The sequence below is a fragment of the Agrobacterium sp. V1 genome (genome assembly GCF_030518355.1).
Classification (GTDB): Bacteria; Pseudomonadota; Alphaproteobacteria; order Rhizobiales; family Rhizobiaceae; genus Agrobacterium; species Agrobacterium cucumeris.
On the sequence record NZ_JAULSF010000002.1, the window covers coordinates 252,174 to 276,263 of the forward strand.

The 24,090-nt window shown below is 59.3% G+C and carries 29 protein-coding genes; 14 read left to right on the forward strand and 15 right to left on the reverse strand.

Annotated elements, in window-relative coordinates:
• Positions 1–280 precede the first annotated feature (280 nt).
• The 3 genes from QSV77_RS15305 to QSV77_RS15315 all read right to left on the reverse strand — a co-directional run bounded on the left by QSV77_RS15305 (position 281) and on the right by QSV77_RS15315 (position 2,450).
• Positions 281–1,234, reverse strand: a complete 954-nt coding sequence (locus QSV77_RS15305; RefSeq protein ID WP_302734127.1) for an acetyl-CoA carboxylase carboxyltransferase subunit alpha — start codon at positions 1,232–1,234, stop codon at positions 281–283.
• Between the two features lie 62 nt (positions 1,235–1,296).
• Complete coding sequence (xerD, locus tag QSV77_RS15310; RefSeq protein ID WP_302734128.1) at positions 1,297–2,280, reverse strand: site-specific tyrosine recombinase XerD; 984 nt, start codon at positions 2,278–2,280, stop codon at positions 1,297–1,299.
• The gene (locus QSV77_RS15315) at positions 2,277–2,450 is read right to left on the reverse strand and encodes a hypothetical protein (protein ID WP_052819510.1); all 174 of its coding nucleotides are present in this window, start codon (positions 2,448–2,450) and stop codon (positions 2,277–2,279) included. The genes xerD and QSV77_RS15315 overlap by 4 nt, the downstream gene beginning before the upstream one ends.
• A 188-nt stretch (positions 2,451–2,638) precedes the next feature.
• Here QSV77_RS15315 and QSV77_RS15320 point away from each other — a divergent pair, with 188 nt between their 5' ends.
• The gene (locus tag QSV77_RS15320) at positions 2,639–3,220 is read left to right on the forward strand and encodes a shikimate kinase (RefSeq protein ID WP_046799848.1); all 582 of its coding nucleotides are present in this window, start codon (positions 2,639–2,641) and stop codon (positions 3,218–3,220) included.
• 5 nt (positions 3,221–3,225) lie between these two features.
• Positions 3,226–4,359 (forward strand): 3-dehydroquinate synthase, encoded by a 1,134-nt coding sequence (gene aroB / locus QSV77_RS15325; RefSeq protein ID WP_302734129.1) that lies wholly within the window; start codon positions 3,226–3,228, stop codon positions 4,357–4,359.
• Between the two features lie 58 nt (positions 4,360–4,417).
• Here aroB and QSV77_RS15330 read toward each other — a convergent pair whose 3' ends face one another.
• Both QSV77_RS15330 and QSV77_RS15335 read right to left on the reverse strand, forming a co-directional pair.
• A complete protein-coding gene (locus tag QSV77_RS15330) occupies positions 4,418–4,993 on the reverse strand; it encodes an exonuclease domain-containing protein (RefSeq protein ID WP_302734130.1) in 576 nt (191 codons plus the stop codon).
• Between the two features lie 111 nt (positions 4,994–5,104).
• Positions 5,105–5,386 (reverse strand): BolA family transcriptional regulator, encoded by a 282-nt coding sequence (locus tag QSV77_RS15335; RefSeq protein WP_052819513.1) that lies wholly within the window; start codon positions 5,384–5,386, stop codon positions 5,105–5,107.
• Positions 5,387–5,500: 114 nt separating this feature from the next.
• On the opposite strand from QSV77_RS15335, the gene QSV77_RS15340 reads away from it, so the two are divergent.
• From QSV77_RS15340 to QSV77_RS15355, 4 genes are all read left to right on the forward strand, one after another.
• Positions 5,501–6,136 (forward strand): J domain-containing protein, encoded by a 636-nt coding sequence (locus tag QSV77_RS15340; RefSeq protein ID WP_142841502.1) that lies wholly within the window; start codon positions 5,501–5,503, stop codon positions 6,134–6,136.
• Positions 6,137–6,204: 68 nt separating this feature from the next.
• Positions 6,205–7,194, forward strand: a complete 990-nt coding sequence (gene cobS, locus QSV77_RS15345) for a cobaltochelatase subunit CobS (protein WP_003509875.1) — start codon at positions 6,205–6,207, stop codon at positions 7,192–7,194.
• Between the two features lie 105 nt (positions 7,195–7,299).
• Positions 7,300–9,204, forward strand: a complete 1,905-nt coding sequence (cobT, locus tag QSV77_RS15350; protein ID WP_142841501.1) for a cobaltochelatase subunit CobT — start codon at positions 7,300–7,302, stop codon at positions 9,202–9,204.
• A complete protein-coding gene (locus QSV77_RS15355) occupies positions 9,194–10,219 on the forward strand; it encodes an esterase-like activity of phytase family protein (RefSeq protein ID WP_302734135.1) in 1,026 nt (341 codons plus the stop codon). The genes cobT and QSV77_RS15355 overlap by 11 nt, the downstream gene beginning before the upstream one ends.
• 3 nt (positions 10,220–10,222) lie before the next feature.
• Here QSV77_RS15355 and QSV77_RS15360 read toward each other — a convergent pair whose 3' ends face one another.
• The 3 genes from QSV77_RS15360 to rpmB form a co-directional block, all read right to left on the reverse strand.
• Positions 10,223–10,558: a pentapeptide repeat-containing protein gene (locus QSV77_RS15360; protein WP_142841499.1), complete on the reverse strand. Its 336-nt coding sequence runs from the start codon at positions 10,556–10,558 to the stop codon at positions 10,223–10,225.
• Between the two features lie 114 nt (positions 10,559–10,672).
• Positions 10,673–11,311, reverse strand: a complete 639-nt coding sequence (locus tag QSV77_RS15365; protein WP_302734139.1) for a queuosine precursor transporter — start codon at positions 11,309–11,311, stop codon at positions 10,673–10,675.
• Between the two features lie 111 nt (positions 11,312–11,422).
• A complete protein-coding gene (rpmB, locus tag QSV77_RS15370) occupies positions 11,423–11,713 on the reverse strand; it encodes a 50S ribosomal protein L28 (RefSeq protein WP_003509888.1) in 291 nt (96 codons plus the stop codon).
• Between the two features lie 252 nt (positions 11,714–11,965).
• Between rpmB and QSV77_RS15375 the strand changes: the two genes are divergently transcribed.
• Positions 11,966–12,739, forward strand: coding sequence for a DUF3108 domain-containing protein (locus QSV77_RS15375; protein ID WP_046799841.1), 774 nt, complete (start codon positions 11,966–11,968; stop codon positions 12,737–12,739).
• Positions 12,740–12,947: 208 nt separating this feature from the next.
• Here QSV77_RS15375 and QSV77_RS15380 read toward each other — a convergent pair whose 3' ends face one another.
• Positions 12,948–13,388: a cupin domain-containing protein gene (locus tag QSV77_RS15380; protein ID WP_302734141.1), complete on the reverse strand. Its 441-nt coding sequence runs from the start codon at positions 13,386–13,388 to the stop codon at positions 12,948–12,950.
• A complete protein-coding gene (gene gloB, locus QSV77_RS15385; protein WP_302734142.1) occupies positions 13,388–14,158 on the reverse strand; it encodes a hydroxyacylglutathione hydrolase in 771 nt (256 codons plus the stop codon). Before gloB ends, QSV77_RS15380 begins: the two co-directional genes overlap by 1 nt.
• Before the next feature lie 119 nt (positions 14,159–14,277).
• Here gloB and QSV77_RS15390 point away from each other — a divergent pair, with 119 nt between their 5' ends.
• From QSV77_RS15390 to QSV77_RS15405, 4 genes are all read left to right on the forward strand, one after another.
• Positions 14,278–15,039 carry a class I SAM-dependent methyltransferase gene (locus tag QSV77_RS15390; RefSeq protein WP_302734143.1) on the forward strand — a complete coding sequence of 254 codons (762 nt, stop codon included), beginning with the start codon at positions 14,278–14,280 and terminating at the stop codon, positions 15,037–15,039.
• 84 nt (positions 15,040–15,123) lie between these two features.
• Positions 15,124–16,230, forward strand: a complete 1,107-nt coding sequence (gene hisC, locus QSV77_RS15395) for a histidinol-phosphate transaminase (protein WP_135855556.1) — start codon at positions 15,124–15,126, stop codon at positions 16,228–16,230.
• On the forward strand, positions 16,230–17,159 hold the full coding sequence (locus QSV77_RS15400) for a prephenate/arogenate dehydrogenase family protein (protein ID WP_302734144.1): 930 nt from the start codon (positions 16,230–16,232) through the stop codon (positions 17,157–17,159). Before hisC ends, QSV77_RS15400 begins: the two co-directional genes overlap by 1 nt.
• 9 nt (positions 17,160–17,168) lie before the next feature.
• The gene (locus QSV77_RS15405) at positions 17,169–17,588 is read left to right on the forward strand and encodes a GNAT family N-acetyltransferase (protein WP_302734145.1); all 420 of its coding nucleotides are present in this window, start codon (positions 17,169–17,171) and stop codon (positions 17,586–17,588) included.
• Here QSV77_RS15405 and QSV77_RS15410 read toward each other — a convergent pair.
• Positions 17,585–18,586 (reverse strand): DUF2125 domain-containing protein, encoded by a 1,002-nt coding sequence (locus QSV77_RS15410; protein WP_302734146.1) that lies wholly within the window; start codon positions 18,584–18,586, stop codon positions 17,585–17,587. The two genes, QSV77_RS15405 and QSV77_RS15410, sit on opposite strands and share 4 nt — an antisense overlap.
• 49 nt (positions 18,587–18,635) lie before the next feature.
• Here QSV77_RS15410 and QSV77_RS15415 point away from each other — a divergent pair, with 49 nt between their 5' ends.
• Complete coding sequence (locus QSV77_RS15415; RefSeq protein WP_142841492.1) at positions 18,636–19,190, forward strand: gamma-glutamylcyclotransferase; 555 nt, start codon at positions 18,636–18,638, stop codon at positions 19,188–19,190.
• Here QSV77_RS15415 and QSV77_RS15420 read toward each other — a convergent pair.
• The 4 genes from QSV77_RS15420 to ftsE form a co-directional block, all read right to left on the reverse strand.
• Positions 19,160–19,960 carry a 1-acyl-sn-glycerol-3-phosphate acyltransferase gene (locus QSV77_RS15420; protein ID WP_142841491.1) on the reverse strand — a complete coding sequence of 267 codons (801 nt, stop codon included), beginning with the start codon at positions 19,958–19,960 and terminating at the stop codon, positions 19,160–19,162. The genes QSV77_RS15415 and QSV77_RS15420 overlap by 31 nt on opposite strands.
• Before the next feature lie 115 nt (positions 19,961–20,075).
• Positions 20,076–20,792 carry a YdcF family protein gene (locus QSV77_RS15425; protein ID WP_161991357.1) on the reverse strand — a complete coding sequence of 239 codons (717 nt, stop codon included), beginning with the start codon at positions 20,790–20,792 and terminating at the stop codon, positions 20,076–20,078.
• Positions 20,793–20,919: 127 nt separating this feature from the next.
• Positions 20,920–21,927 carry an ABC transporter permease gene (locus QSV77_RS15430; protein WP_142841489.1) on the reverse strand — a complete coding sequence of 336 codons (1,008 nt, stop codon included), beginning with the start codon at positions 21,925–21,927 and terminating at the stop codon, positions 20,920–20,922.
• The gene (gene ftsE, locus QSV77_RS15435; protein ID WP_046799830.1) at positions 21,920–22,579 is read right to left on the reverse strand and encodes a cell division ATP-binding protein FtsE; all 660 of its coding nucleotides are present in this window, start codon (positions 22,577–22,579) and stop codon (positions 21,920–21,922) included. The genes QSV77_RS15430 and ftsE overlap by 8 nt, the downstream gene beginning before the upstream one ends.
• A gap of 201 nt (positions 22,580–22,780) precedes the next feature.
• Here ftsE and QSV77_RS15440 point away from each other — a divergent pair, with 201 nt between their 5' ends.
• Together QSV77_RS15440 and hpt are read left to right on the forward strand one after the other, a co-directional pair.
• Positions 22,781–23,449 (forward strand): hypothetical protein, encoded by a 669-nt coding sequence (locus tag QSV77_RS15440; RefSeq protein WP_302734147.1) that lies wholly within the window; start codon positions 22,781–22,783, stop codon positions 23,447–23,449.
• Between the two features lie 70 nt (positions 23,450–23,519).
• The gene (hpt, locus tag QSV77_RS15445) at positions 23,520–24,062 is read left to right on the forward strand and encodes a hypoxanthine phosphoribosyltransferase (RefSeq protein ID WP_003497442.1); all 543 of its coding nucleotides are present in this window, start codon (positions 23,520–23,522) and stop codon (positions 24,060–24,062) included.
• Positions 24,063–24,090: the final 28 nt, after the last annotated feature.

Here is a 24,090-nt window from a genome sequence, read left to right on the forward strand (position 1 = left end):
AGACGATGGCACGGGCGGCGAAGTTCTACACCGTCCCGCGTGTATTTTAAATACGGTATTAACCGTTTACATCTTCTTAACTCAAATCGGATCCGCCCCCGCGGCCGCCGATACATCTGTTGATGTGACCGGACTATGGCCGAGTTGGGGCGAAATTCAAGGAAAATGAGGCCGGGAGTTTGATCATTTTGGCGTTTCTTCGAACCGCCAAAAAATCTAACTCTCTCTTTGTACGCATTTTCCGGACGTAAAACCGCTACGCACTTTTACTGGAAATGCTTTAAAGGTTTCGGCCGATATCCAGGAACTTCTGGCGGCGCTCGGCACGCAGCTGCGTACCCGAACGCTGTGAAAGATCGGCCAGAGCCTTGGCGATCACGTCACCTGTCGCGTTGATCACGGTCTCCGGAGCGCGATGCGCCCCGCCGATCGGTTCGGGGATGATGCCGTCGATAACGCCGAGCGACTTTAAGTCTTCGGACGTGATCTTCATGTTGGTTGCGGCTTCCTTGGCGCGGGTCGAATCACGCCAGAGAATGGAGGCAGCACCTTCCGGTGAAATCACCGAATAGATCGAATGTTCGAGCATGTAGACGCGGTTGCCGGTGGCGATGGCGATCGCGCCGCCCGAACCGCCTTCGCCGATGACGACGGAAACGATCGGCACCTTGACGTTAAGGCACATTTCCGTCGAGCGGGCGATGGCCTCTGCCTGGCCGCGTTCTTCGGCGCCAACGCCGGGATAGGCGCCTGCGGTATCGATGAGGGTGACGACCGGCAGCGAGAAACGGTCAGCCAGTTCGAGCACGCGGATCGCCTTGCGGTAACCTTCCGGACGCGCACTGCCGAAATTATGCTTCAGGCGGCTTTTGGTGTCGTTACCCTTTTCCTGGCCGATGACGGCGACGGGCTGGCCGTTGAAGCGGGCAAGGCCCGCCTGAATGGCGGCGTCTTCGGAAAATTTGCGGTCGCCGGCAAGCGGTGTGAAATCGGTGAACAGCGCCTTGGCGTAATCGACGAAATGCGGACGCTGCGGGTGACGCGCGACCTGCGTTTTCTGCCAGGCGTTCAGCTTGGAATAGATGTCCTGCATCGCGTCGTTGACGCGCGATTCCAGACGGTTGATCTCCTCCGAGGTGTCTATGCTCTCGTCTTCATCGGCAAGCTTCTTCAGCTCGATGATCTTGCCTTCAAGGTCCGAGATAGGTTTTTCGAAGTCGAGATAATTGTGCATGAGATCCGTTTCCGATCGTTTTGCGCAAGGTTTGACCGGATTATCCGGCGGTTCCGGTCGCTCTAATCAAGGTTTTTGCCCTGTTTGGCAAGGGGGTGATGTGTTTGTACCAGTTCTTGCAAGCGTTCTTCCAGCACATGCGTATAGATTTGTGTCGTGGAAATGTCGGAATGGCCGAGAAGCTCCTGCACGGCGCGCAGGTCTGCACCGTTCTGCAGGAGGTGGCTGGCAAAGGCATGACGCAGGACATGCGGTGATACCGCCGAAGGGGTAAGGCCGGCGCGAATGGCAATATCTTTGAGGTCGCGGGCGAAGACCTGCCTTGGCAGATGACCTTCCTTGCTGCTCGAAGGAAACAGCCATGGGCTTTCCGGTGCTTCGGCTTTTTTTTGCGCCTTGACCTTCTCCGGCGCGAGCGCCTTTCTGGCGGCGTCGTATTTTTCCATGGCTTCGATCGCGGCGCGGGACAGAAGCACCATGCGGTCCTTGTTGCCCTTGCCCCGGATCATCAGGAAGCGGCCCTCCTGGCGCAGCACCTTGACGGGCAGGGAGACGAGCTCGCTGACGCGCATGCCGGTGGCATAAAGCAGTTCAAGCAGCAGATGCATGCGAATGCGGGCAAGCTGGCCGGGACCGGCGGTGGCTGCTTCCTCAGCCGCGATGCGGAGAAGTTTCGTCACATCGGCAACGCTCATCGTCTTCGGCAGGCTGAGACCCTTTTTAGGGGCGTCGATTATGCCGGTCGGATCGTCGCTGCGCAGTCCTTCCGAATAGAGGAAACGATAGAACTGCCGCATCGATGACAAGCGTCGCGCCTGCGAGGTGGCGGCAAAGCCCTGGGTGGAAAGATGGGTAAGATAAGCGGACAGGTCTGGCGTGGCCGCCTCGGCCAAGGACTGACCTCGGCCGGCCAGAAATTCACGCAGATCCGAAAGGTCATGTTCGTAAGAGGAAAGCGTGTTGGCGGCAGCGCCGCGCTCGGCGCTCATCATTTCCAGAAAACTTTCAAGCCGTGCGCCGTCGCGCCCTCCCGTTAGTGCGTTCATGGAGTGCGCCTTGCCGGTTCTGCCGCCGGTGGGTTCAGGCGTTCGGAAGGAATGCGCACGGTCACCTCGCGGTCGCGTGGTTTCACGACCATGACAAGCAGCACCATGCCGCCATAGATCAGCCCCGCGATGGTCGCCAATATCATCGTGAAGCGGAAGAGGGTGGGCATGGCGGCTCCGTGAAGGTGGCGGTCGAACTTATATGCGGTGCGGCGAAAGCGGCGGCAAGATCAAAAAGCCGGCTTTCGCCCCGTGCCGCATGCGGCGATGATTGTGATTCAACGCCATTCAGTCAGCAATTTGGCTTGACGCTTCGTAAACATTTGCAGATATCCATGCCAAACGGGCTTTCAAATTTATGAATGAAACGAATTTATCCGTCCCGGCAACACTCGGGGAGCAAGCACGGGCAAAGCTCGGGAGGCGCAACATCGTCTTTGTCGGGCTGATGGGGGCTGGAAAGTCTGCGATAGGTCGCATGGTTGCCCAGCAGCTCAAGGTCCAGTTCATCGATACGGATGTGGAAATCGAGCGCGTTTCGCGCATGACGATATCGGAACTTTTCGCCACCTATGGCGAGGAAGAGTTCCGGGCGCTGGAAACACGGGTCATCAAGCGGCTTTTGCGCGGCGGTCCCAAGGTCATCTCCACCGGCGGTGGCGCTTTCATCAACGACAATACCCGGCGTCACATCACGCGCGGCAGCATTTCGCTGTGGTTGAAGGCCGATCTTGAGGTTTTGTGGGAAAGGGTCAACAAGCGCGATCATCGTCCGCTTCTCAAGACCGAAAACCCCAAGGCCACGCTGGCGGCGCTGATGGAGAAACGTTACCCGATCTATGCCGGAGCGGATCTCACCATCGAATCCCGTGACGTCCGCAAGGAAATCATCGTGACTGAAGTGCTGGCCGCCATCGCCGGCATCGAACAGAAAGACTGACCACCATGACGCCTTCCGAAATCCACGCCGACGAACGCCTTGTCCATGTGCCGCTCGGTGAGCGCGCCTATGATATTCTGATCGGGCCGGGGCTGATCGGCAGGGCGGGCGGTGAGATTTCGGCGCGTCTGAAGGGCCGGCGTGCGGCGATCATCACCGATGAACATGTTGCGCCGCTTTATCTCGAAGGCTTGATGGACGGCCTGCAGACTGACGGTATCGAGGCGGTGTCGCTGACCCTGCCGGCGGGCGAAAAGACCAAGAGCTTCGAACATCTGGTCACTGTCTGCGATGCGGTTCTCTCCGCGCGCGTGGAACGCAACGATGCGGTCATCGCACTCGGTGGCGGCGTGATCGGTGATCTCGCGGGTTTTGCAGCCGGCATCGTGCGCCGTGGTGTGCGCTTTGTGCAGATACCGACCTCGCTTCTGGCGCAGGTTGATTCCTCGGTTGGCGGCAAGACCGGCATCAACAGCCGCCACGGCAAGAACCTCATCGGCGTTTTTCACCAGCCTGATCTGGTGCTGGCGGATACGGCGGTGCTGGATACGCTGAGCCCGCGCGAATTCCGCGCCGGTTATGCTGAAGTGGTTAAATATGGCCTGATCGATAAGCCGGATTTCTTCTTCTGGCTCGAAAAGAACTGGGATGAAATTCGCACCGGCGGTCCCGCCCGCATAGAGGCGATTGCCACCAGCTGCCAGGCCAAAGCCGATGTTGTTGTGGCCGACGAGAAGGAAAACGGCGTGCGCGCCCTTTTGAACCTCGGCCACACATTCGGCCACGCGCTGGAGGCGGCGACCAATTACGACAGCAAGCGGCTGGTGCACGGTGAGGGTGTGGCGATCGGCATGGTGCTGGCGCACCAGTTCTCCGCCCGTCTCAACCTCGCAAGCCCTGACGATGCGGCCCGTGTCGAGGCGCACCTGAAGGCGGTTGGACTGCCCACAGCGATGAAGGACATTCCCGGTGAACTGCCGCCGGTCGAGACGCTGATGACGGCAATCGCGCAGGACAAGAAGGTCAAGGGCGGCAAGCTCACCTTCATCCTCACCCACGGCATCGGCCAGTCTTTCGTGGCTGATGATGTGGCGTCGTCGGAGGTGCAGTCGTTCCTGTCGGAGAAGCACCCGGGGTGAGGGGCAGCTCAAACCCGAAGCTAACCCTCTCCATTTGTAAAACCACAGCGTGGAAAGCTCATCCTTTGTTGAGCATGAAACTCAGAAGGTTTGCATAACCGCGTGCATCGTCGATTGCACGATGGGTGTGCTCAATGGTGCCCAGCCATTCTGCAGGATAGTGCTGAACCTCGCAGCTCCAGTAATCGCGACCGGTTTTTCCCGCGACCATGGACATGATGCAAAGGGGAGCATATTTGAAAAGGCGGTTGGAAACCCATGGGCCTTCAAAAAGCGGCTGACCTGTAAACCGCTTCAGGTAATAATCTAACCACAGACCGTCGAGAGACACTGGATGGGCTGCGAATATCGGCTCAGCATCAAAGGATTTTATCCACGCCACGAAACTTTGAATAGCGACTGCGGCAGGCTGAGCGTTTTCCGTCGCTGCTTTCCAGGCCATTGGATGTTTGCGCCAGAACTCCATTGTTCCGGGGTCGCTCTCCGCATTTTCCAGCCGTTCCAGAACGGCCTCGAAATCGCCGAGAATTTCACCGGTTTCTGAGACTGCGACAGAACCGAATGACAACATTGAGTGCTTTCCAGGAATAGGGCCGTCGAATTCGCAATCAGTTACAACGTAGAAATGGGGCATCACTCTCTCGTACGGGACCGTATCCCTGTGGTTAAGTGTCAGTCGGAAAAGATCTTTAGATCAATCAAGTTCTTATGTCGGAAACACGAACGTAATGCTGCGCAGTTGAGGCTAAAACCGCACGGCTTCCCCCGGCGCCGCCACCTCGATCGCGAGCGCATGCAGGCCCGCGTCGAGCTCGGGCTTCAAAACGGCATTGATCGCCCGGTGGCGTTCGACGCGAGACTTGCCGGAGAAGCTTTCCGACACTATCTGAACACGCATATGTGTCTCGCCCGTGCCGGTTATATCCGGCTGGTGGCCCGCATGCATCTGGCTTTCATCGACGACTTTCAGGCGCTCTGGTGAAAAGCTCTCACGGAGCTTCGTTTCTATACGTTCTCGCAGGGACATGCGAAGGGCTCCATTCCTGTTGGCTGGTCTTGAAGGGGGTTACCTAAAAGCCAGCAACATTCCGCTTTGTCAATTCTTGTTGTGCGGCTTTTCGCACTCCATAATCAGGGCATCATGAAACTGGATTCGAAATATTTCGACCGCATCCGCACGCGCCGGAAAAGGGAGCGGGAACCTGAAGTTCAGGCTCCTACCTGCCAGTGGGACGGATGCGATAAACCGGGCGTTCACCGCGCACCTGTCGGCCGCAATGCCGAGGGGCAATTCTTCCTGTTCTGTTTTGAGCATGTGAAGGAATACAACAAGGGCTATAATTACTTCTCCGGCCTCTCAGACGGCGAGATCGCCCGTTACCAGAAGGAGGCGATCACCGGTCACCGTCCGACCTGGACGGTGGGTGTCAACAAGACGGCGCGCGACAGCCCTTTGCATTCCACACTTCGATCCGGCACCGCGAGCGGCAATGCCCGCATTCGCGATCCCTTCGGCTTCGCCGGCGGTTTTGCGGGTGGCGCAAAGGCCGGTGGACAGCGCATGCAGCAGGACCGCAAGCTGAAGACGCTGGAGGCGAAAGCCTTCGATACGCTCGGTCTTTCTGCCAGTGCGAAGCAGGAAGAGATAAAAAGGCGCTATAAGGAGCTTGTCAAAAAGCACCATCCTGATGCTAATGGTGGCGATCGTGGTTCGGAAGAACGTTTTCGGGCTGTTGTTCAAGCATATCAATTGTTAAAGCAGTCAGGTTTCTGCTAAGCCAACTTACGTGTTTACCGCCTGATTGATGATGTGGCCGGGTGGCTGCCGCCCGCCTTGGAGACGTGATGAGCAAAATCGACCTTGATATTTCCAACCTGCCCGACACGACTGTGTCCGTGCGGGAGGTTTTCGGCATTGATACGGATCTGCGGGTTCCCGCCTATTCCCAGGGCGACGCCTATGTGCCGGACCTCGATCCCGACTATCTTTTCGACCGCGATACGACCCTCGCGATCCTAGCCGGTTTTGCTCACAACCGACGTGTCATGGTTTCCGGTTTCCACGGCACCGGCAAGTCCACCCATATCGAGCAGGTGGCTGCCCGCCTCAACTGGCCCTGCGTGCGCGTCAACCTCGACAGCCATGTCAGCCGTATCGACCTCGTCGGCAAGGACGCCATCGTCCTGAAGGACGGCAAGCAGGTTACCGAATTCAAGGACGGCATTCTGCCCTGGGCCTACCAGCACAATGTCGCGCTGGTCTTCGATGAATATGATGCCGGCCGCCCGGACGTGATGTTCGTCATCCAGCGCGTACTGGAATCCTCCGGCCGCCTGACTCTGCTCGACCAGAGCCGCGTCATCCGTCCTCACCCCGCCTTCCGCATTTTCGCGACCGCCAACACGGTCGGCCTTGGTGATACGACTGGCCTCTACCACGGCACGCAGCAGATCAACCAGGCGCAGATGGACCGCTGGTCCATCGTCACCACGCTGAACTACCTGCCGCATGAGCAGGAAGTGAACATCATTGCCGCCAAGGTGAAGAGCCTCGACAATCCGAAGGGTCGCGAAACCGTGTCCAAGATGGTGCGCGTGGCGGATCTCACCCGTTCGGCCTTCGTTAATGGCGACCTTTCCACGGTGATGAGCCCGCGTACCGTCATCACCTGGGCGGAAAATGCGGAAATCTTCGGCGATCTCGCCTTTGCCTTCCGTGTGACCTTCCTCAACAAGTGTGATGAGCTTGAGCGTACCCTGGTAGCCGAGCAGTATCAGCGTGCCTTTGGCGTTGAGCTCAAAGAAAGCGCCGCGAACATCGTTCTCAGCGCCTGATCATCCCCGGTTTTCCGGAGAAGATCACCGATGACTTGAAGACGCCGGCGGCCGCGCATCCTCTGATGGGTGGGCCGCAGGCGTCGGCAACTGACAGGAAAGACAATGGCAGGGCGCGGCGACAATTCCAGAGCGAAACCGGGTACGGCGGTCGATACGGAGCCGTTGCGTCAGGCGATTGCCGGATGCGTGCGATCCGTTGCCGGTGATGCCGAGGTCGAGGTCGTCTTCGCCAATGAGCGGCCGGGCCTTGCCGGTGAGCGCATGCGCCTGCCGGAAATTTCCAAGAAACCCACGGCGCAGGAGATCGCCATCACGCGTGGTCTCGGCGATTCCATGGCGCTGCGTCTCGCCTGCCACGATGCGGACACGCATGCGATGATGTCGCCGCATGGCGCCGAAGCGCAGCTGGTTTTCGATGCCGTCGAACAGGCGCGGGTGGAATCCATCGGCGCGCTGCGCATGCCGGGCATGGCCTCCAATATCAAGGCCATGAATACGGAAAAATACGCCAAGGCCAATTTCTCCGGCATCAACAATAAGGATGACGCACCGCTCGCCGAGGCTGTAGCGCTTCTGGTGCGTGAGAAACTGACCGGCGAAAAGCCGCCAGCGAGTGCCGGCAAGGTTCTCGATCTCTGGCGCGACTTCATCGAAGACAAGGCCGCAGGCGACCTCAACGACCTTTCCCGCGTCATTACCGACCAGAAGGCGTTCTCGCGGCTGGTGCGCAAGATGTTGACCTCCATGCAGATGGCGGAAGATTTCGGCGACGAGGATAACGAGCCGGAAAGCCAGGAAGCGGAATCCAACGAGGACCAGCCGCGCACCAACGAGACCGAGGAAGAGCAGGTCGAGGAAGAGGCCGGCTCCGATGCGACGCCCGCCGATGAAAACGAGGCCTCGCAGGAGGAAATGGAAGAAGGCGAGATGGACGGCGCCGAGATGTCGGACGAAGAAATGTCCGACGATCTCGACGAGGACTCCGAAACGCCCGGCGAGACCCGCCGCCCCAACAGCCCCTTCGACGATTTCAACGAGAAAGTCGATTACCGCATCTTCACCGAGGAATTCGACGAGGAAATCCGGGCCGAGGAACTGTGTGACGAGGCCGAGCTTGACCGGCTGCGCGCCTTTCTCGACAAGCAGCTCGCGCATCTTCAGGGTGCGGTCGGACGCCTGGCGAACCGTCTGCAGCGCCGCCTGATGGCGCAGCAGAACCGCTCCTGGGATTTCGATCTGGAAGAGGGTTATCTCGATCCGGCCCGCCTCGTCAGGCTCATCATCGATCCCATGCAGCCGCTCTCCTTCAAGAAGGAACGCGACACCAAGTTCCGCGATACCGTGGTTTCGCTGGTCATCGACAATTCCGGCTCGATGCGCGGCCGTCCGATCACGGTTGCTGCCACCTGCGCCGACATTCTGGCGCGCACGCTGGAACGTTCGGGTGTGAAGGTGGAAATTCTCGGCTTCACCACCAAGGCGTGGAAGGGTGGACAATCGCGCGAACAGTGGCTCGCCAATGGCAAGCCCGCTTCGCCGGGTCGCCTCAATGATCTGCGCCACATCATCTACAAGTCGGCGGATGCCCCGTGGCGGCGCGCCCGGCGCAATCTCGGCCTGATGATGCGCGAAGGACTTCTGAAGGAAAATATCGACGGTGAAGCGCTGATGTGGGCGCATAACCGCCTGATCGGCCGCCCCGAGCAGCGCAAGATCATGATGATGATCTCCGACGGCGCGCCGGTGGATGATTCGACCCTGTCGGTTAATCCGGGCAACTATCTGGAACGGCACCTGCGCGCGGTCATTGAGCAGATCGAGACCCGCTCGCCGGTGGAACTGCTGGCAATCGGTATCGGCCATGACGTGACCCGTTATTACCGCCGCGCCGTGACCATCGTTGATGCGGATGAGCTTGCCGGCGCGATGACCGAGCAGCTTGCTGCTCTCTTCGAAGATACGAGCAGCGCCTCCGGTTCGTCCCGCAGGGTCCGCCGTGCCGGATAAGCGGGCCCGGGTAGCCTTTTCCTGCAAGTCTCTGGCGGTCGCTGCTGTGCTTGCGGCGGCTTCGCTGTTTCCCATTCCCATCGGCGCATCGACCATCGATGTACCGGTGAGCGTTCGCCTGCTGTCGGGTTTCGAGGTCGGCACCAGCGCAAAACGGTTCGGCAAGCTGGAATTTATCGGCGGCATGGTGATGAGCGCCCCGGAAAAGCTGTTCGGGGCGATATCCTCCATCCGCTTCCGCCCCGATGGTGAGGAATTTATCGCGGTGCTGGATACCGGCCACTGGCTGACGGGCAGGATTACGCGTGGTGCTGCCGGCGCGCTATCGGGGCTTGCCGATGTCCGCATCACCCCCATGCTGGACATGAGTGGCCGCGAACCGCCGCGCAAGATGGAAATGGATGCGGAAGGGCTGGCGCTGCGCGACGGCCAGGTGTTCGTCAGCTACGAGCAGCGGCACAGGATCGATATCTATCCGGATCCGGGTTTTGCAACAGCAAAGCCACTCAGCCGCCTGCCACATCTCATCCCCAATAATGAACTGCGCCATAATGGCGGCATGGAGGCCCTGGCGGTTTCGCCGGCCAGTTCGCCGCTCGCCGGCGCTCTGGTCGTGGTGGCCGAAAAGAGTATCGATGCGGACGGCAATCTGCTTGCAGCCATATTGGAAGGCCCGCTGAAGGGTACATTCGCTGTCACCCATCATCCGTCATTCGATGTGACTGATGGCGCTTTCCTGCCGAACGGCGATCTGCTGCTTCTTGAACGGCGCTTCAATTTCGCCGAAGGCGTCGGCATGCGCATCCGCCGCATCCGCGGGGCGGATATCCGGCCGGGTGCCGTCGTGGATGGCGAAATCCTCATGGAAGCGGGCATGGCCTACCAGATCGACAATATGGAAGGCATGGATGTGGTGAAGGGGCCGGATGGCTCGACACGCCTCATCATCGTGTCTGACGACAACCACTCGTTCCTCCAGCGCAACCTGATGCTGGAATTCAAGCTGGTGGAGTGAATATCAGGCCTTTTCCTGTACCGCCTTGTAGGCAGCGAGGAGATCCTCGACCGGAATGCCGTCGATCTTCATGCCGGTCATTCGGCATGCCGTTATCTGCGCGCCGGACAGGTTCGTGTTGCTCAGCTTCAGTCCGGTAAAATTGACGTCATCGATCGACCAGCCGGACATGTTGCTGTCCGTAAACGAGGCACCGGAAAAATTGATGTCGTTGAAGCGTGTGCCGGCCAGATTGACATTGTTGAAGGCCGTTCCCGACAGATTGACATCGTCAAAGCTTGAGCCTGAAAGCGTGGCGCTGGTCGCATCCACAATGTCGATAACATCCTTGATCTGCATGCCGATCCGCCTCCGAGCCTTGCCACGGACGGCAGATTGCAACGTCGCCCGTGGGTTTGCAAGCGTGATTTGATCCACGCCTTGCACAGCTTCAAACGCGGCTGTCGGATAATGTCAGCTCGGTTTGACCGCGCCCGGCATCGGCTTCAGCGTATTCATCAGCGCGCCGTAAGGCAGCAGCATGACGAGGCCGACGAGAATTTTCACCGAAAGATCGCCCAGCGCCCAGGAGACCCAGCGTGGCGCCTCAAGGGTAAGTACGCCAAGTATGGGCGCGTTTTCGATGGCGAAGGCATCGTTGGGGCCGATGAAGGCGAAGCTTGCAGCAAAAGCGATGGAGAAGAACAGCGCCGTATCCAGCACGGAACCCAGCATCGAGCCGGCAAGTGGCGCATGCCACCAGCGCTGGCGGCGCAGGCGGTTGAAGACCGAAATATCGAGCAGCTGGCCGATGAGATAGGCGGTGCCGGAGGCGACAGCGATACGCGGGATGGATGTCCAGAACGACAGCGTAACGCCGACGACAAAGCCGGCAAGCACGACGCGGCGTGCGATGGAGGGCCCAAACTGGCGGTTTGTCAGATCGGTGACGAGGAAGGCGACCGGATAGGTAAAGGCACCCCAGGTCAACAGATCGCCGAGATTGACGCCGAACAGCGATCCGGAAAGCGGATACTGAACCAGAATATTGGAGGCGACGACCACCAGTGTCATCAGGAGAATGTAGATCAGCGTATAGCGCAGGGTCAGCATTTTTTTATCCTGGGTGATGCCACCAGTTGGAGCTGAACTGAAATAAAACAAAAGGCTTGAGCGGCAAAAGCCATTCAAGCCCTCTGAATATCGATGATGTCGAAACCGCTATTAAGCAGCTTCGGCCGTCTTCTTGGCGATCTGGCGGCGCAGGAGACGAGCGCGCATGCTCAGTTCGTTTTCGCCGGACTTCAGAAGGAAAGCATCGAGGCCGCCACGGTGTTCAACGGAGCGCAGAGCTGCTGCGGAAACACGCAGGCGGAAGCGCTGGCCGAGAGCATCGGAGATCAACGTGACCTGGCAGAGGTTCGGAAGGAACCGGCGCTTGGTCTTGTTGTTGGCGTGGCTGACGTTGTTGCCCGTCTGGACGCCCTTGCCGGTCAATTCGCATACACGGGACATGGGTACACCTATTTCGTTTCGTCTGTTTCACCACTGGCTCGCCACCGGCAAAACCGGGGTGGCAATCCAACTGGCCATGATTGGAAAGTTGCGGTTCTATAGTCAGACGAGACTTAACAGTCAAGCCGCTCGCGATCAAATGAAAGGAAATTCCGGCGTTTTCAACCGTCGTCCGCTTTTTTATTGCCACAAGTCAGCGTATATCATCGCCCGATAAGGCCGCTTCCGCGCCTCTTTTAAGGTGATATCGAAATGATTGCCAGAGGAAAAAGCATTTTCATGGCCGTGACGATGGCGTTTGCGGGCGTCTCCCCCTCGCTCGCCGCCGAAGCACGCCACACTAGCGAATACAGCATCAATCTGGGCATTTTGCCGATTGCACGGGCAAGTTTTTCGACTCGCATGGATGGACCGAATTATTCGATCTCCGGTTCCTTCAGTGCCGCCGGCCTTGCCAGCATCCTCAAGGACATTTCCGGCAAGACAACGGTTTCCGGCGCCAAGCGTGGCCACCGGCTGCAGGCGAACGAATATTCGCTGGTCTACAAGGACGGCAAGCGGGTACGCACCTATGACGTTGTCTACCGCAACGGCAATGTCACCTCGACGACGGTGAAACCTGAGCCGAAAGCCCGGCCGGACAACTGGGTTGACGTGAAGGACCGCGACCTGCGCTCGGTTCTCGATCCGATTTCCGGTCTGATCATTCCCTCAGGCGGCCGCATCTGCCCGACGCGCCTGCCGATCTATGACGGCGAATCGCGACTCGACCTCGTTTTGAGCTCCAGCGGCACCAAGCCGTTCAAGACCAACGGTTTTAACGGTGATGCCATCGTCTGCAAGGCGCGTTACGTGCCGAAGTCGGGCTACCGGCAGGGGCGCAAGGATATCGAATATCTGAAATCCATCTCGATGGAGATCTGGTTCGCCAAGTCGAACAATATGGATGTTTATGCGCCTGTCTATGCGATCATTCCGACGCGGGTGGGTCAGGTCTATATTACGGCTACGAAATACGGCGGCTGACCGGGATTTATAGCAGGGCAGGTGATGCTCGGCGGCACCCCATGTTTCTTCTCCCCGCCGGGGAGAAGGTGGCCCGAAGGGTCGGATGAGGGGGCAACGCCAGCAATATGCGGAGAGCCAGCCCCCTCATCCCGCTGCCGCGGACTTCTCCCCCACGGGGAGAAGCAACAAGTGGAATCCGCTCATTACACAGGCATTGCCCTGAAAATTACGGCCCATCCCCAGGCGACCAGCCGGGTTCGGCCATGACGAAGCTCGTAAAAGCGAAACCCGGTGAGACGGTGCAGCCGACAAGGGTGAAATCGCCGAGACTTTCCGCCGATTGCCAGCAATTGGCCGGCACGATCACCTGCGGGCGCTCGCCTTCGAGAATGGCCGGGCCGAGCGTGAAGGTCTGCACCTCCCGGCCGTCCTGCGAAAGATGCAGGGTTATCGGCGCGCCGGCATAATAGTGCCAGACCTCCACCGCGTCGGTGACCCGATGCCAGTGCGAGCGCACGCCCTTTTCCAGCAGATAATAAATTGCCGTCGAATGGCCACGCTCGCCACCCGCCCTGTCGCGAAAAGTCTGGTGGTAAAAACCACCTTCCGGATGCGGTTCCAGCCCCAATTCGCGAATGATCGCTTCCGCAGACAGATCGGCGGCCATCAGAAATTATCCTTGCGTGTGCGGATTTCCGCAAAGACGTCGGCATCGGTGGCCCCTTCAAGACCGAGATGTCTACGAATGCCGGCATCCGCCACGCGCATATAGGGATTGGTCTGCTTTTCGAGCCCGATGGTGGTGGGAATGGTGAACTCATTGGCTTTCCGCGCCGTCTCGACACGTGCTGCGCGTTCGCTCAACACGGCATTGTCAGGGTCGACGGTCAGCGCAAAACGGGCATTTGAAAGCGTATATTCGTGGCCGAAATAGACGCGCGTCTCATCCGGCAGGGCCATCAGCTTCTGGAAGGAGTGCCACATATCCGCCGCCGGGCGTTCGAACAGGCGGCCGCAACCCATGGCAAACAGCGTATCGGCGGCAAACAGCAGGCCGTCATCCGGCAGATAATAACAGATATGTCCCGCCGTGTGGCCGGGTGTGGCGATGACCTGAACGCGGCGTCCGGCAAATTCGAACTCATCACCATCGGCCTGAGAGCGATCGAGACCCGGTATCGCAATCGCCTCGTCATAGGGGCCGTATACCTCGCAGCGGAACTTGTCCTTCAGCGCCAGATTGGCTTCCACATGGTCCTGATGGTGGTGGGTGGTGAAGATATGGGTCAGTTTCCAGCCGTGGCCGTCGAGAGCGCGAAGAATCGGCCCTTCTTCCGGCGCGTCGATGGCCGCCGTCGCCCCGCTTTCGGGATCGTGCAGGAGCACTCCGAAATTATCGCTGCGGCAAAGAAAGACGTCTATTTCCAAAGGTTTCATCGTATCCTCTCCATTTGCCGGCCAAAACCGGCGCATTCGCCCGCCTGACTTTCCCAACTGACTTCCAATGTAGGGGCAGACGCCTTGAAGTCCAACCGCCTGATGCTACATTCTCGCCCATGAATACCGATATCGTCGATCTGCGCGAATTCTATCATTCTCCGCTTGGCCGCTCGGCCGAGCAGGCGATCACCATGGCGCTTTCGACGCTGTGGCCACCCTTGCCGGAGGAACGGCTGGTTGGCCTCGGTTATGCCGTGCCGTTTCTGGAGCGGTTCCGCCATGATACGGAGCGCACCTTCGCCTTCATGCCGGCGGGGCAGGGGGCGGTGAACTGGCCGGCGGGCGAGCTTTCCTCCACCGCGCTGGTGTTTGACGAGGAATTGCCGCTGCCCGATTCGTCGATAGACCGGGTCCTGATGGTGCATGCGCTTGAATTTGCTGAAAATCCGCGTGAGAGTTTAAAGGAAATGTGGCGAGTACTGGCGCCGGGCGGCCGTCTGGTGATTGTGGTGCCGAACCGACGTGGCGTCTGGGCGCGCATGGAACATACGCCTTTTGGTTCCGGCCGACCCTATTCGCGCGGGCAGCTGACGGCGCTTTTGCGTGAAACCAATTTCACCCCGGGCGCCACCGCCGAGGCGCTGTTCTTTCCGCCCACCACGAGCCGCCCGGTGCTGAAATTCCGTCGTTACCTCGAACATACCGGTCGCAGGCTTTGGCCGCTGTTTTCCGGTGTCATCGTGGTGGAAGCGCAAAAGCGTCTCTATCAGGGGCTGCCGGTCACCCAGCGCGCCTCGCGCCGGGTTTTCGTGCCGGTTCTCGCGCCGCAGGGGGTGCCCACCACCCGCACTGCCGCAAGCCAAGGAAAGCCGCGCTGACCCTCGACAAAGCGGCCATTCCGGTCTAATGCCTCCGGCATTGCTTTTGCCGGGTTCTCCGGCGTTTTTCCAAAGGTCGATCAAATGAGTGCAGAGCTTAACCAACCTGTTCCGCGTCCGGGTATTCTGGATATCGCCGCTTATGTTCCCGGCAAGGAACATGTGGACGGCGTCGCGAAGGTTTATAAGCTTTCCTCCAATGAAACACCGCTTGGGCCGAGCCCGAAGGCGATCGAAGCTTTCGGCACCGCCGCCAGCCATCTGGAAATCTATCCGGACGGCCAGGCGATCGCGCTGCGCCAGGCGATTGCCGATGTGCATGGTCTCAACATTGCAAACATCCTGTGCGGCAATGGTTCGGACGAGCTTCTCGGCCTGCTTTGCCACGTTTATCTCGGTGCAGGCGATGAGGCGATCATCACCGAACACGGTTTCCTCGTCTACAAGATCCAGATCATGGGCGCGGGTGCGACCCCGGTGACGGTGAAGGAAAAGGATTGCGCAGTCGACGTGGACGCGATCCTCGCCGCCGTGACGCCGAAGACGAAGATGGTTTTCGTCGCCAATCCGGGTAACCCTACCGGCACCTATGTCCCGGTTGCGGAAATCCGCCGGCTGCAGGCCGGCCTGCCGAAGCATGTCGTTCTGGTGCTGGATGCGGCTTACGCCGAATATGTGCGCAAGAATGATTACGAAGCCGGGCTGGAGCTGGTCTCCGGCAACCGCAACGTCGTCATGACGCGCACCTTCTCCAAGGTTTACGGTCTGGCCGCCCTGCGCGTTGGCTGGATGTATGGTCCGGCCGCCGTCATCGATGCACTGAACCGCGTTCGCGGCCCGTTCAACATGAGCGCGCCGGCGATTGCTGCCGGTGCCGCTGCAATCCGTGATCAGGCCTTTGTTGAAAAGGCTGTGGCGCATAATGCGCTGTGGATGGAAAAGCTGGTCACGACCTTTACCGGGCTCGGCCTCACCGTCACGCCTTCAGTCACTAATTTCATCCTCATCCATTTCCCGGATCAGGACGGCAAGCGTGCAACCGATGCGGACGAATTCCTCAGCCGCCGTGGTTATATTCTGCGTGCAGTGCGTGGTTACGGCTTCCCGAATGCGCTGAGAATGACTGTCGGCTCGGAAGAGGCCAATCTCGGCGTTATCGCCACACTTACCGAGTTCATGGGGCAGGCGTGATGGGCGAGATCATGTTTGAACGCATCGCGCTGATCGGCATCGGCCTGATCGGCTCGTCGATTGCCCGTGATATCAAAGAGCTGGGGCTTGCCCGCCACGTGACGATTTCCACCCGCAGCGAAGACACGCTGAAACGGGCGGAAGAACTGGCGCTCGGCACGGATTACACCGTTTCGGCGGCAGACGCGGTGAAGGATGCCGATCTCGTCATCGTTTCGGTGCCGGTTGGTGCGTCGGAAAGCGTGGCGCAGCAGATCGCGCCGCATCTGAAGCTAGGCGCCATCGTCACCGATGTCGGCTCCACCAAGGCCTCTGTTATCGCGCAGATGGCACCGCATATGCCTGAAAATGTGCATTTCATTCCCGGCCATCCGCTGGCGGGCACGGAAAAATCCGGTCCGGATGCCGGTTTTGCCGGCCTCTTCCGCGAGCGCTGGTGCATTTTCACGCCGCTGCCGGGCACGGATGCCGGGGCGCTGGAAAGGCTGAAGGATTTCTGGCGGGCGCTCGGCTCGCGCGTCGATGAAATGGATGCCGAACATCACGACAAGGTTCTGGCGATCGTCTCGCATCTGCCGCATATCATCGCCTACAATATCGTTGGCACGGCGGACGATCTGGAGACAGTGACCGAATCGGAAGTCATCAAATATTCCGCTTCCGGTTTCCGCGACTTCACCCGTCTCGCCGCCTCCGATCCGACCATGTGGCGCGATGTCTGCCTGCACAACAAGGATGCCATCCTTGAAATGCTGGCACGGTTCTCGGAAGACCTTGCGTCGCTGCAAAGGGCGATCCGCTGGGGGGAGGGCGACAAGCTGTTCGAACTGTTTTCCCGCACACGCTCCATCCGCCGCTCCATCATCGAGGCCGGTCAGGACGTCGATACGCCTGACTTCGGGCGTCACGCACTGGATCAGAAGAAGTAGGACGCTGGCATGATATTGATATCGGCTGCGACGGATGACGATATCGAATGGCTGCTGCGGGAAGACCAATGGATCGATGAGGATTGGTTGCGGCGCTGCGTCGGACACCGCGAATATCTCGTCGCGAAAGAAGATACGATTCTGGTCGGTTTTCTGCGGTTCTCGATGTTCTGGGGTAAGATTCCCTACATGGACATGATCCGCGTCGTTCCCGAGTTTCGCGGGCATGGCGTTGGCGCATCGCTTACAGCTTTTTGGGAGACCCTGATGCGTGAGCAGGGTGCCTCACTGGTGATGACGTCCAGCCAGCAGGACGAGCAGGAACCTCAGACGTGGCATCGTCGTAATGGATACAAAGAAGCCGGCATCCTGAATCTTTCAAAATTTCAGGATGCCGCTGAGGTATTTTTTACAAAATCTCTCTCTTAGATCGGCGGAATCTTCCCCAGCGGAATGAAGCCGCTGACAGTGGCGCGGCCGCGATCCACCACGAGATCGACGGATGCCCTGTCTCCGCCGCCGGCAAGCGCGCCGAGCAGCTTGCGGGCCGTATCGATGGTGGATTGCAGCTGCGGAAACGCCTGTTTGGCATTGTCCGACCAGGCGCCGAGCTTTTCGATTTCCAGCTTGAACTGACCGGAGAGATAGCCCTCATTGTCAAAGGAGAAGGGACCGCTGATGCGCATGGTGCGGCCGTCGCCAATATCGGCCGCCAGCCGGCGAAGCTCGCCGCTCGTGCCGTAGAGGCCTGACGTATCGCTGCCGTCCACCATGCCCGCCTTGCCGGTGAGCGTCACATCGACGATGGCATCGAGGCGGGGAAGAACCTGCGGCCAGTCCTTGATGACGGTGGCCGAGTCGGTGAGGGTGATCGCGCCGTCAAGATCGGCGCCGTTCTGGCGCACGTGCACCTCCGTCTTGACGGCATCGAAGTCGATCGTCTGGCCGGTGACGGAGGAAACCGCCTGCGCCTTCAGCCCGTCGATGACGAGCGAGCTGCGGTCGATGCCCTTCAGTTTGGTAACGATGCTCGACTGCATGTTCTGCCAGGAGGCTGAAACGCTCAGGCCATGGGCGGAGCGGATTTCCGCTGGCGAATCGAGTTCCCAGACGATGTGGCCGGGATTATAGACCTGCGCCGCCGAACGAAGTTCGCCGAAAGACGCTGAAACGCCGTTCCCGCTGTCGTCCACGGTCACCTTTGAGCAGAAGAGGCCGATGCGGAAAGGATAACCGCGGAAGGCGATATCGCCGCATTCGCCGCTGACATTCCTCGCCTGTGATGGAGCAATGACGTTCAGTACCGTCTGCTTCAGCCTGTCGGCGGCATAAAACCACCCGGCTGTATAAAGTCCGATGACCACCGCGACGGCGATGGCGAGCCAGAGGAATTTTTTGGCCGTGCCGGATTGGCTTGACGCTGCCATATTGATCTCCGATGAACAGACTTCAGGGAATTTTGATTTGGCTTGGGATATGGACGATTTTTGGGTCTTTGGCTACGGTTCGTTGATGTGGAACCCGGGCTTTGCCTTTGAGGAGAAGCAGCAGGCGCGGCTGCATGGTTATCGGCGCTCGCTCTGCATCAGTTCCAATTTTTATAGAGGTACCACGGAAAAGCCCGGTCTCGTGCTGGGTCTGGAACGCGGCGGCTCCTGCCTCGGTGTCGCATTTCGCGTGCGAGGCAGGGATCATGATCCCGTCATGGCTTATCTGCGCGAGCGAGAACTGGTGACGAATGTCTACAAGGAGCGGGTGGTTGCCATCGCATTTGCCGATGGCAGGCGCGGCAGTGCCGTGACCTATGTGGCCGACCCCGCGCATGAGCAGTACATCGGCGGTCTTGCTGTGGCCGAAGCGGCCACCATTGTCGCGACTGCCTCGGGTCGGTCCGGCCCGAACACGGATTACGTTTTTAATACCGTGCAGCATCTACAGGATATGGGCATTCGCGACTCTCTGCTGGAGAGTATCGCCGCCAATGTCGGCGCGCTTGCGGCTCAGCCGGCGGGGGTTGTTTCCGTGCCCTGAAGCTCGGCGATGCGCTTGATGGCGGTTGGCGGCAGCGGCAAATGCGGGTTGTTGCGCACGGTTTCCAGCAACAACTCGTCGCTCGCCTTTTCCGTGACGTCGATCAGCCGCTTGAAAAACACGTCGGGGTCCAACCCCGGCTCGATGGCCGGCAGGATACGCACCTTGAAATGGCCGGGATAACGCATGGTCGAACGGCGCGGCCAGAAGAGGCCGGGATGCATGGCGACGGGAATGACCGGCACCTGCAGATCCCGATACAGCCGGGCGATACCGTAACGGTATTCGGGCTCGGCACCGGGCGGGCGGCGCGTGCCTTCGGGGTAGATGATGAGCTCGCGGCCCGCCGCCATTTCTTCTCTCGCCCGCTCCATCACCTTCAGCATGACCTTGCCACGCGCGGCGCGGTTGACCGGGATCATGCGCTGTTTCATCACATACCAGCCGAACAGCGGAATCCACATCAATTCCCGTTTCAGAATGTAGACGGGGTCCGGCAGATTGGGCAGCAGTGCGTAGGTATCCCAGAAGGATTGATGCTTGGGCGCAAAGATGCAGCCGGTTTCCGGAATGTTCTCCAGCCCCTCGATCTCGAAGGTGGTGCCGACGATGGTTTTCATCAGCCAATGGTTGGATCGTGCCCAGTTCTTGGGAATTTCGAAGGCGATCTTGCGCGGCAGAATGAAATAGATCGGTGTCAGCACAATCATGCGGACGATCAGGTTGAGATAAAACAGCGTATTAAAAAGAAAAGAGCGCAGCTTGAGCATCAACAGCCTTCCCGGGGCGCAGCCGTTCCGAAGCGTTGATACGCCTCGATGCCGGATGCCGATGCCAGACGCCTACACGAAAACAAGGCCCCGCAGCAAGCGCGTTTCTCGCCGCTCATGGAGAAGCAGCCGCCACCTTCGGGGTGGAATGGTCAGCGGCGGCCTTGCGCAGGCCATCGCCCTTGCCGAAGCCGGTGAGATCACGTCCTGCCGCCGCCACGAACTTTAGATACTCATAGAGCATGGTTCTGACCACATCCGGCTCCACAAACCAGTTTGTGCGGGCAAGATCAGCGCTGATGACGGGATAGGCAATGAATTGCGTCTGCGGACTGGCGCTGCGTAATTCATGCAGGCTGCGGTGCATATGATAATTGTTGGTGACGACGACGATCGAGGAATAGTTGTGATCGCGTATCCAGCTTGCGGCTTCATTGGCATTGCCGATCGTGTCTATGGCTTTGTAACCCATGTCCACGCAGCAGGAAAACATGTCGGATGAGCCTTGCGTCATCTTGCGGATCTGCGAGCGGGTAGTGGCCGGGTTGACGCCGGAAATCAGCAAACGTTTGCCCACGCCATCACGCAGCAGGCCGACCGCCTGTTCGATGCGTTGATAGCCGCCGGTCAGAACAATGATGGCATCGCCCTTCGTGCCCTCCGGCGGGCGCATGGAGGCGACGGAATCGGCGAACCACAGGAAACCGCCTAAAAAAACGCCGAGAAGAACAACGCAAAGAAGGATAAAGCCGCGAATAAAACGGCGCAGCGGACCACGCCGCGACAACAGGCCCTTTTTGGCCGGTCGCGTGGTCGTCTGATCCTGGTCCATCCGACTCACAAACATTCCTCCTGAATACTCGCCGATTAAGGCAAGGAACAGGCATTTTTGTCCACCGTCCGCAGGTTACATCCGGCTTGTGACGGTTTCAGTTTGCCATGGGATTTCGGGGGCAAGGTCACGATGTGAGGCCATCACTCTTCGACGGATCGGAGCGGACGCGGTCGATATCGTCGATGGTGCGGATGACGGTCACGCGCGCCGTGATGGTGGTGAGAAGTGCTATGACGATCATCGTTGTGGCGATGCCGATATAGCCGCCGAGACCAACGGAAAACGAACCAAAAAGCGCGCTTGCCTGATCGCTCTGCGGCGTGGCGACCGTGCTGGATTGCCAGAAACCGGCAACAAGGAAGACCGCGGCCGCGAGCGCGCCGCCCGCCGCCGCCCCTTTGAGGCTGATCTTCAGGAAGTGTTTCTGGAATTCCCGTGCCACAAAGCTGCTTTCCGCCCCGACGAAATGCAGCACCTCGACGATATGCCGGTTACCGGAAAGCGCTCCGCGTGTCGCAAACACCACCGTCAATACCATGGCGGTGAAAACAAGGATCAGAACGCCGAGGCCGATCATGACCGTGGTTCTGGCCATGGAGACAAGCCTGTCCACCCATGTGCGGTGGTCGTCCAGAAATGCCTGCGGAAGCTCGGCCTTCAGCATGTCCCGCATCGCCTGAAAATCAGGCGGATTGTTTTCATCGATGGTGATGACGACGAGGCGCGGTATGGGCAGTTCGGAAAGGTCAAGACCGCTCCCGAGCCATGGCTCCAGCAGGCGTGATGTCGCCGCATCGTCAAGGATCGTGCCATCCCGCGTGCCGACGAAGGTGAGCGCCAGATTGCGCGCCTTGTTGAGCGCCGCATTCATGTCCAGCCCGTCCTCGGGCTTGATCTGGATGGTAATCTCACGGGAAATCTGGCTCTGCCAGGTGGCGGCGGTGGCGCGCACCATGGAGACGGCGCCAAGCGTCAGGCAGGCGAGAAAGGCCATGATGGCGATCACCACCATCAGCGCATTGCCCTGAATGTTCGACGGTGGCAGAATGGGCGCCATCGGGCGGATGCGCATGGGCGGGCGCTTCGGCTGGGCCGCTTCCGGGGTCAGTTGTTTGCGGGTGATCTCATTCATAGATGTCGAGCCGCCCTTCAGTCAGGATCATCCGGCGTGCGTCGATCTGGTCCATCAGCGCAAAATCATGGGTGGCGATGACAACAGCCGTGCCCAGCCGGTTGAGCTCCAGGAAGAGGTTGAGAAGGCGCTTGGCCATCGGCGGATCGACGTTACCGGTCGGTTCGTCGGCCAGCAATATTTCCGGCTGGTCCATCAGGGCGCGGGCAATGGCGGCGCGCTGCTTTTCGCCGCCGGACAGAATGGCCGGCAGCACGTTGATGCGCTCGCCAAGCCCAACCCATTTCAGAAGCTCGATCACATCGTTGCGATAGGCACTTTCTTCCTTGCCGCGCACGCGCAGCGGCAGGGCGACATTCTCATATGTCGTCAGATGATCCAGCAGCCGGAAATCCTGAAAGACGATGCCGACACGGCGGCGCAGCATCGGCAGCTCGCTCCGCGGAATGCGTGATACATCACGGTTGAACATGCGAATATTGCCGCGGGTGGGCTGCAGCGACATCAAAAGCATGCGCAGCAGTGAGGTCTTGCCCGCACCCGAGGGGCCGGTCAGAAACTGGAACGAACCCTTGGGGATATCGAAGGTCATGTCCCTCAGGATCTCGGGTCCCATGCCGTAACGCAACCCGACATTTTCGAAATGGATCAACGGACTTCCAGTCTCTTCGTTTCGTGGTGGTTCGCAAACCGCTGGCGCTTGGGGGCCGGATGTCGCGGTGTAACCCGGTTCCGGTGGCCTGCGCGAGCCGTTTTTGCGAAGCATTAACCAATTAAATTTAAAACTTGGCAGGATTCGTTGCAATGCCCAGTTTTGCGGGCCGGAAAACCTCATCCAAGGAATTCTATGGCTATGTTCCGTTCATCTCGCCGGCAAGCGGCATTCGATTTCGACCTCCTGATGCCGGAAACGCCGGTGCGCCGCACGGCGCGGACGGCAAATCCGGTACACGACGTGGTAGACGCGGAATTTGTCACCATCAAGGAAAACCGTGCGCGTCAGCCCGGAAACGACAATCGCGGCGCGGCACGCCGGCAGATGGCAAAACCACCCGTCACCATCGGTACGCTTGGCCTTGCCTTCATCGGCTGGCTGGATCGCAGATTGTCGCGCCTCTCGGCGGATGCCTATTCAGCGCTGGTTGCGGGGCTCGCCATTTTCGTTTTCGTCTGCTCCGGTGGCCTTTCGGTGGTCGTGCCGGAAAAGCAGGCCGTCGCCGCGGCAAACCCGCTCGCGATTTCTCACGTGACGGTTACGCCGCAGGAGGCGGGCGGCATGGATATCCTGCTCATCAGTGGCATCGTGGAGAATAATGGCGGCAATCTGGAAGAGGTGCCAGCCATTCGCGCCGATCTCTTTGCCGCCAAGGGGCAATTGGTGGCGAGCATGGTCATTGAACCGCCTGTCCGAGAGATGCAGCCAGGTTTCAGCCACGGTTTTTCGGCAAAGTTGCGCCATCCCGGTGGAAAAACGCCAGAGATCAAGCTTTCCTTCGTCGAGGCGGGTGCGTCCGAACGTTGACTGTGCTAACGCGTGATCTTCGTATTTTTACTGAAAGGTAAAATCGGCAAGGCGCAGCACAGGAGAAAGAATGCCCGTCGTCCGTGGAAAAAACATCGAGCCGCTTTACACCGCCGAGCAGATCGCCGAGCGCAATCGCGATATGGCCAAGCACATTGCCGGTGGCCCGACCAAGGATTTGCTGGTCATTGCCGTGCTCAAGGGATCGTTTATTTTCGCAGCCGATCTTATCCGCGCGCTGCATGACAGTGGTCTTGCTCCCGAAGTCGAATTCATCACGCTGTCGAGCTATGGTGCTGGCACGGTCTCGCAAGGTGTGAGGATCGTCAAGGACATCGACAGCGACGTGAAGGACCGCGATGTCCTTCTCATCGATGATATTCTCGAATCCGGCCGCACGCTGCGTTTCGCCAAGGAACTGCTTTATGAGCGCGGCGCGCGCAACGTCACCATTGCCGTGCTGCTCGACAAGAAGGTCAAGCGCAAGGAAGATCTGGAGGCCGACTATGTCGGTTTCGAATGTCCGGACTATTTCGTCGTGGGTTACGGTATGGATGTTGCCTATGCTTTCCGAGAACTGCCTTTCGTCGGCGTAGTCACAGGCGACGCCTGAGCATATTTGTCGTGCCGGAACGGCACAG

Coding starts and splice junctions, on each gene's coding strand:
- QSV77_RS15305 (WP_302734127.1), bottom strand. CDS start 1,234: ATGCACAATTATCTCGACTTCGAAAAACCTATCTCGGACCTTGAAGGC.
- xerD (WP_302734128.1), bottom strand. CDS start 2,280: ATGAACGCACTAACGGGAGGGCGCGACGGCGCACGGCTTGAAAGTTTT.
- QSV77_RS15315 (WP_052819510.1), bottom strand. CDS start 2,450: ATGCCCACCCTCTTCCGCTTCACGATGATATTGGCGACCATCGCGGGG.
- QSV77_RS15320 (WP_046799848.1), top strand. CDS start 2,639: ATGAATGAAACGAATTTATCCGTCCCGGCAACACTCGGGGAGCAAGCA.
- aroB (WP_302734129.1), top strand. CDS start 3,226: ATGACGCCTTCCGAAATCCACGCCGACGAACGCCTTGTCCATGTGCCG.
- QSV77_RS15330 (WP_302734130.1), bottom strand. CDS start 4,993: ATGCCCCATTTCTACGTTGTAACTGATTGCGAATTCGACGGCCCTATT.
- QSV77_RS15335 (WP_052819513.1), bottom strand. CDS start 5,386: ATGTCCCTGCGAGAACGTATAGAAACGAAGCTCCGTGAGAGCTTTTCA.
- QSV77_RS15340 (WP_142841502.1), top strand. CDS start 5,501: ATGAAACTGGATTCGAAATATTTCGACCGCATCCGCACGCGCCGGAAA.
- cobS (WP_003509875.1), top strand. CDS start 6,205: ATGAGCAAAATCGACCTTGATATTTCCAACCTGCCCGACACGACTGTG.
- cobT (WP_142841501.1), top strand. CDS start 7,300: ATGGCAGGGCGCGGCGACAATTCCAGAGCGAAACCGGGTACGGCGGTC.
- QSV77_RS15360 (WP_142841499.1), bottom strand. CDS start 10,558: ATGCAGATCAAGGATGTTATCGACATTGTGGATGCGACCAGCGCCACG.
- QSV77_RS15365 (WP_302734139.1), bottom strand. CDS start 11,311: ATGCTGACCCTGCGCTATACGCTGATCTACATTCTCCTGATGACACTG.
- rpmB (WP_003509888.1), bottom strand. CDS start 11,713: ATGTCCCGTGTATGCGAATTGACCGGCAAGGGCGTCCAGACGGGCAAC.
- QSV77_RS15375 (WP_046799841.1), top strand. CDS start 11,966: ATGATTGCCAGAGGAAAAAGCATTTTCATGGCCGTGACGATGGCGTTT.
- QSV77_RS15380 (WP_302734141.1), bottom strand. CDS start 13,388: ATGGCCGCCGATCTGTCTGCGGAAGCGATCATTCGCGAATTGGGGCTG.
- gloB (WP_302734142.1), bottom strand. CDS start 14,158: ATGAAACCTTTGGAAATAGACGTCTTTCTTTGCCGCAGCGATAATTTC.
- QSV77_RS15390 (WP_302734143.1), top strand. CDS start 14,278: ATGAATACCGATATCGTCGATCTGCGCGAATTCTATCATTCTCCGCTT.
- hisC (WP_135855556.1), top strand. CDS start 15,124: ATGAGTGCAGAGCTTAACCAACCTGTTCCGCGTCCGGGTATTCTGGAT.
- QSV77_RS15400 (WP_302734144.1), top strand. CDS start 16,230: ATGGGCGAGATCATGTTTGAACGCATCGCGCTGATCGGCATCGGCCTG.
- QSV77_RS15405 (WP_302734145.1), top strand. CDS start 17,169: ATGATATTGATATCGGCTGCGACGGATGACGATATCGAATGGCTGCTG.
- QSV77_RS15410 (WP_302734146.1), bottom strand. CDS start 18,586: ATGGCAGCGTCAAGCCAATCCGGCACGGCCAAAAAATTCCTCTGGCTC.
- QSV77_RS15415 (WP_142841492.1), top strand. CDS start 18,636: ATGGACGATTTTTGGGTCTTTGGCTACGGTTCGTTGATGTGGAACCCG.
- QSV77_RS15420 (WP_142841491.1), bottom strand. CDS start 19,960: ATGCTCAAGCTGCGCTCTTTTCTTTTTAATACGCTGTTTTATCTCAAC.
- QSV77_RS15425 (WP_161991357.1), bottom strand. CDS start 20,792: ATGGACCAGGATCAGACGACCACGCGACCGGCCAAAAAGGGCCTGTTG.
- QSV77_RS15430 (WP_142841489.1), bottom strand. CDS start 21,927: ATGAATGAGATCACCCGCAAACAACTGACCCCGGAAGCGGCCCAGCCG.
- QSV77_RS15440 (WP_302734147.1), top strand. CDS start 22,781: ATGTTCCGTTCATCTCGCCGGCAAGCGGCATTCGATTTCGACCTCCTG.
- hpt (WP_003497442.1), top strand. CDS start 23,520: ATGCCCGTCGTCCGTGGAAAAAACATCGAGCCGCTTTACACCGCCGAG.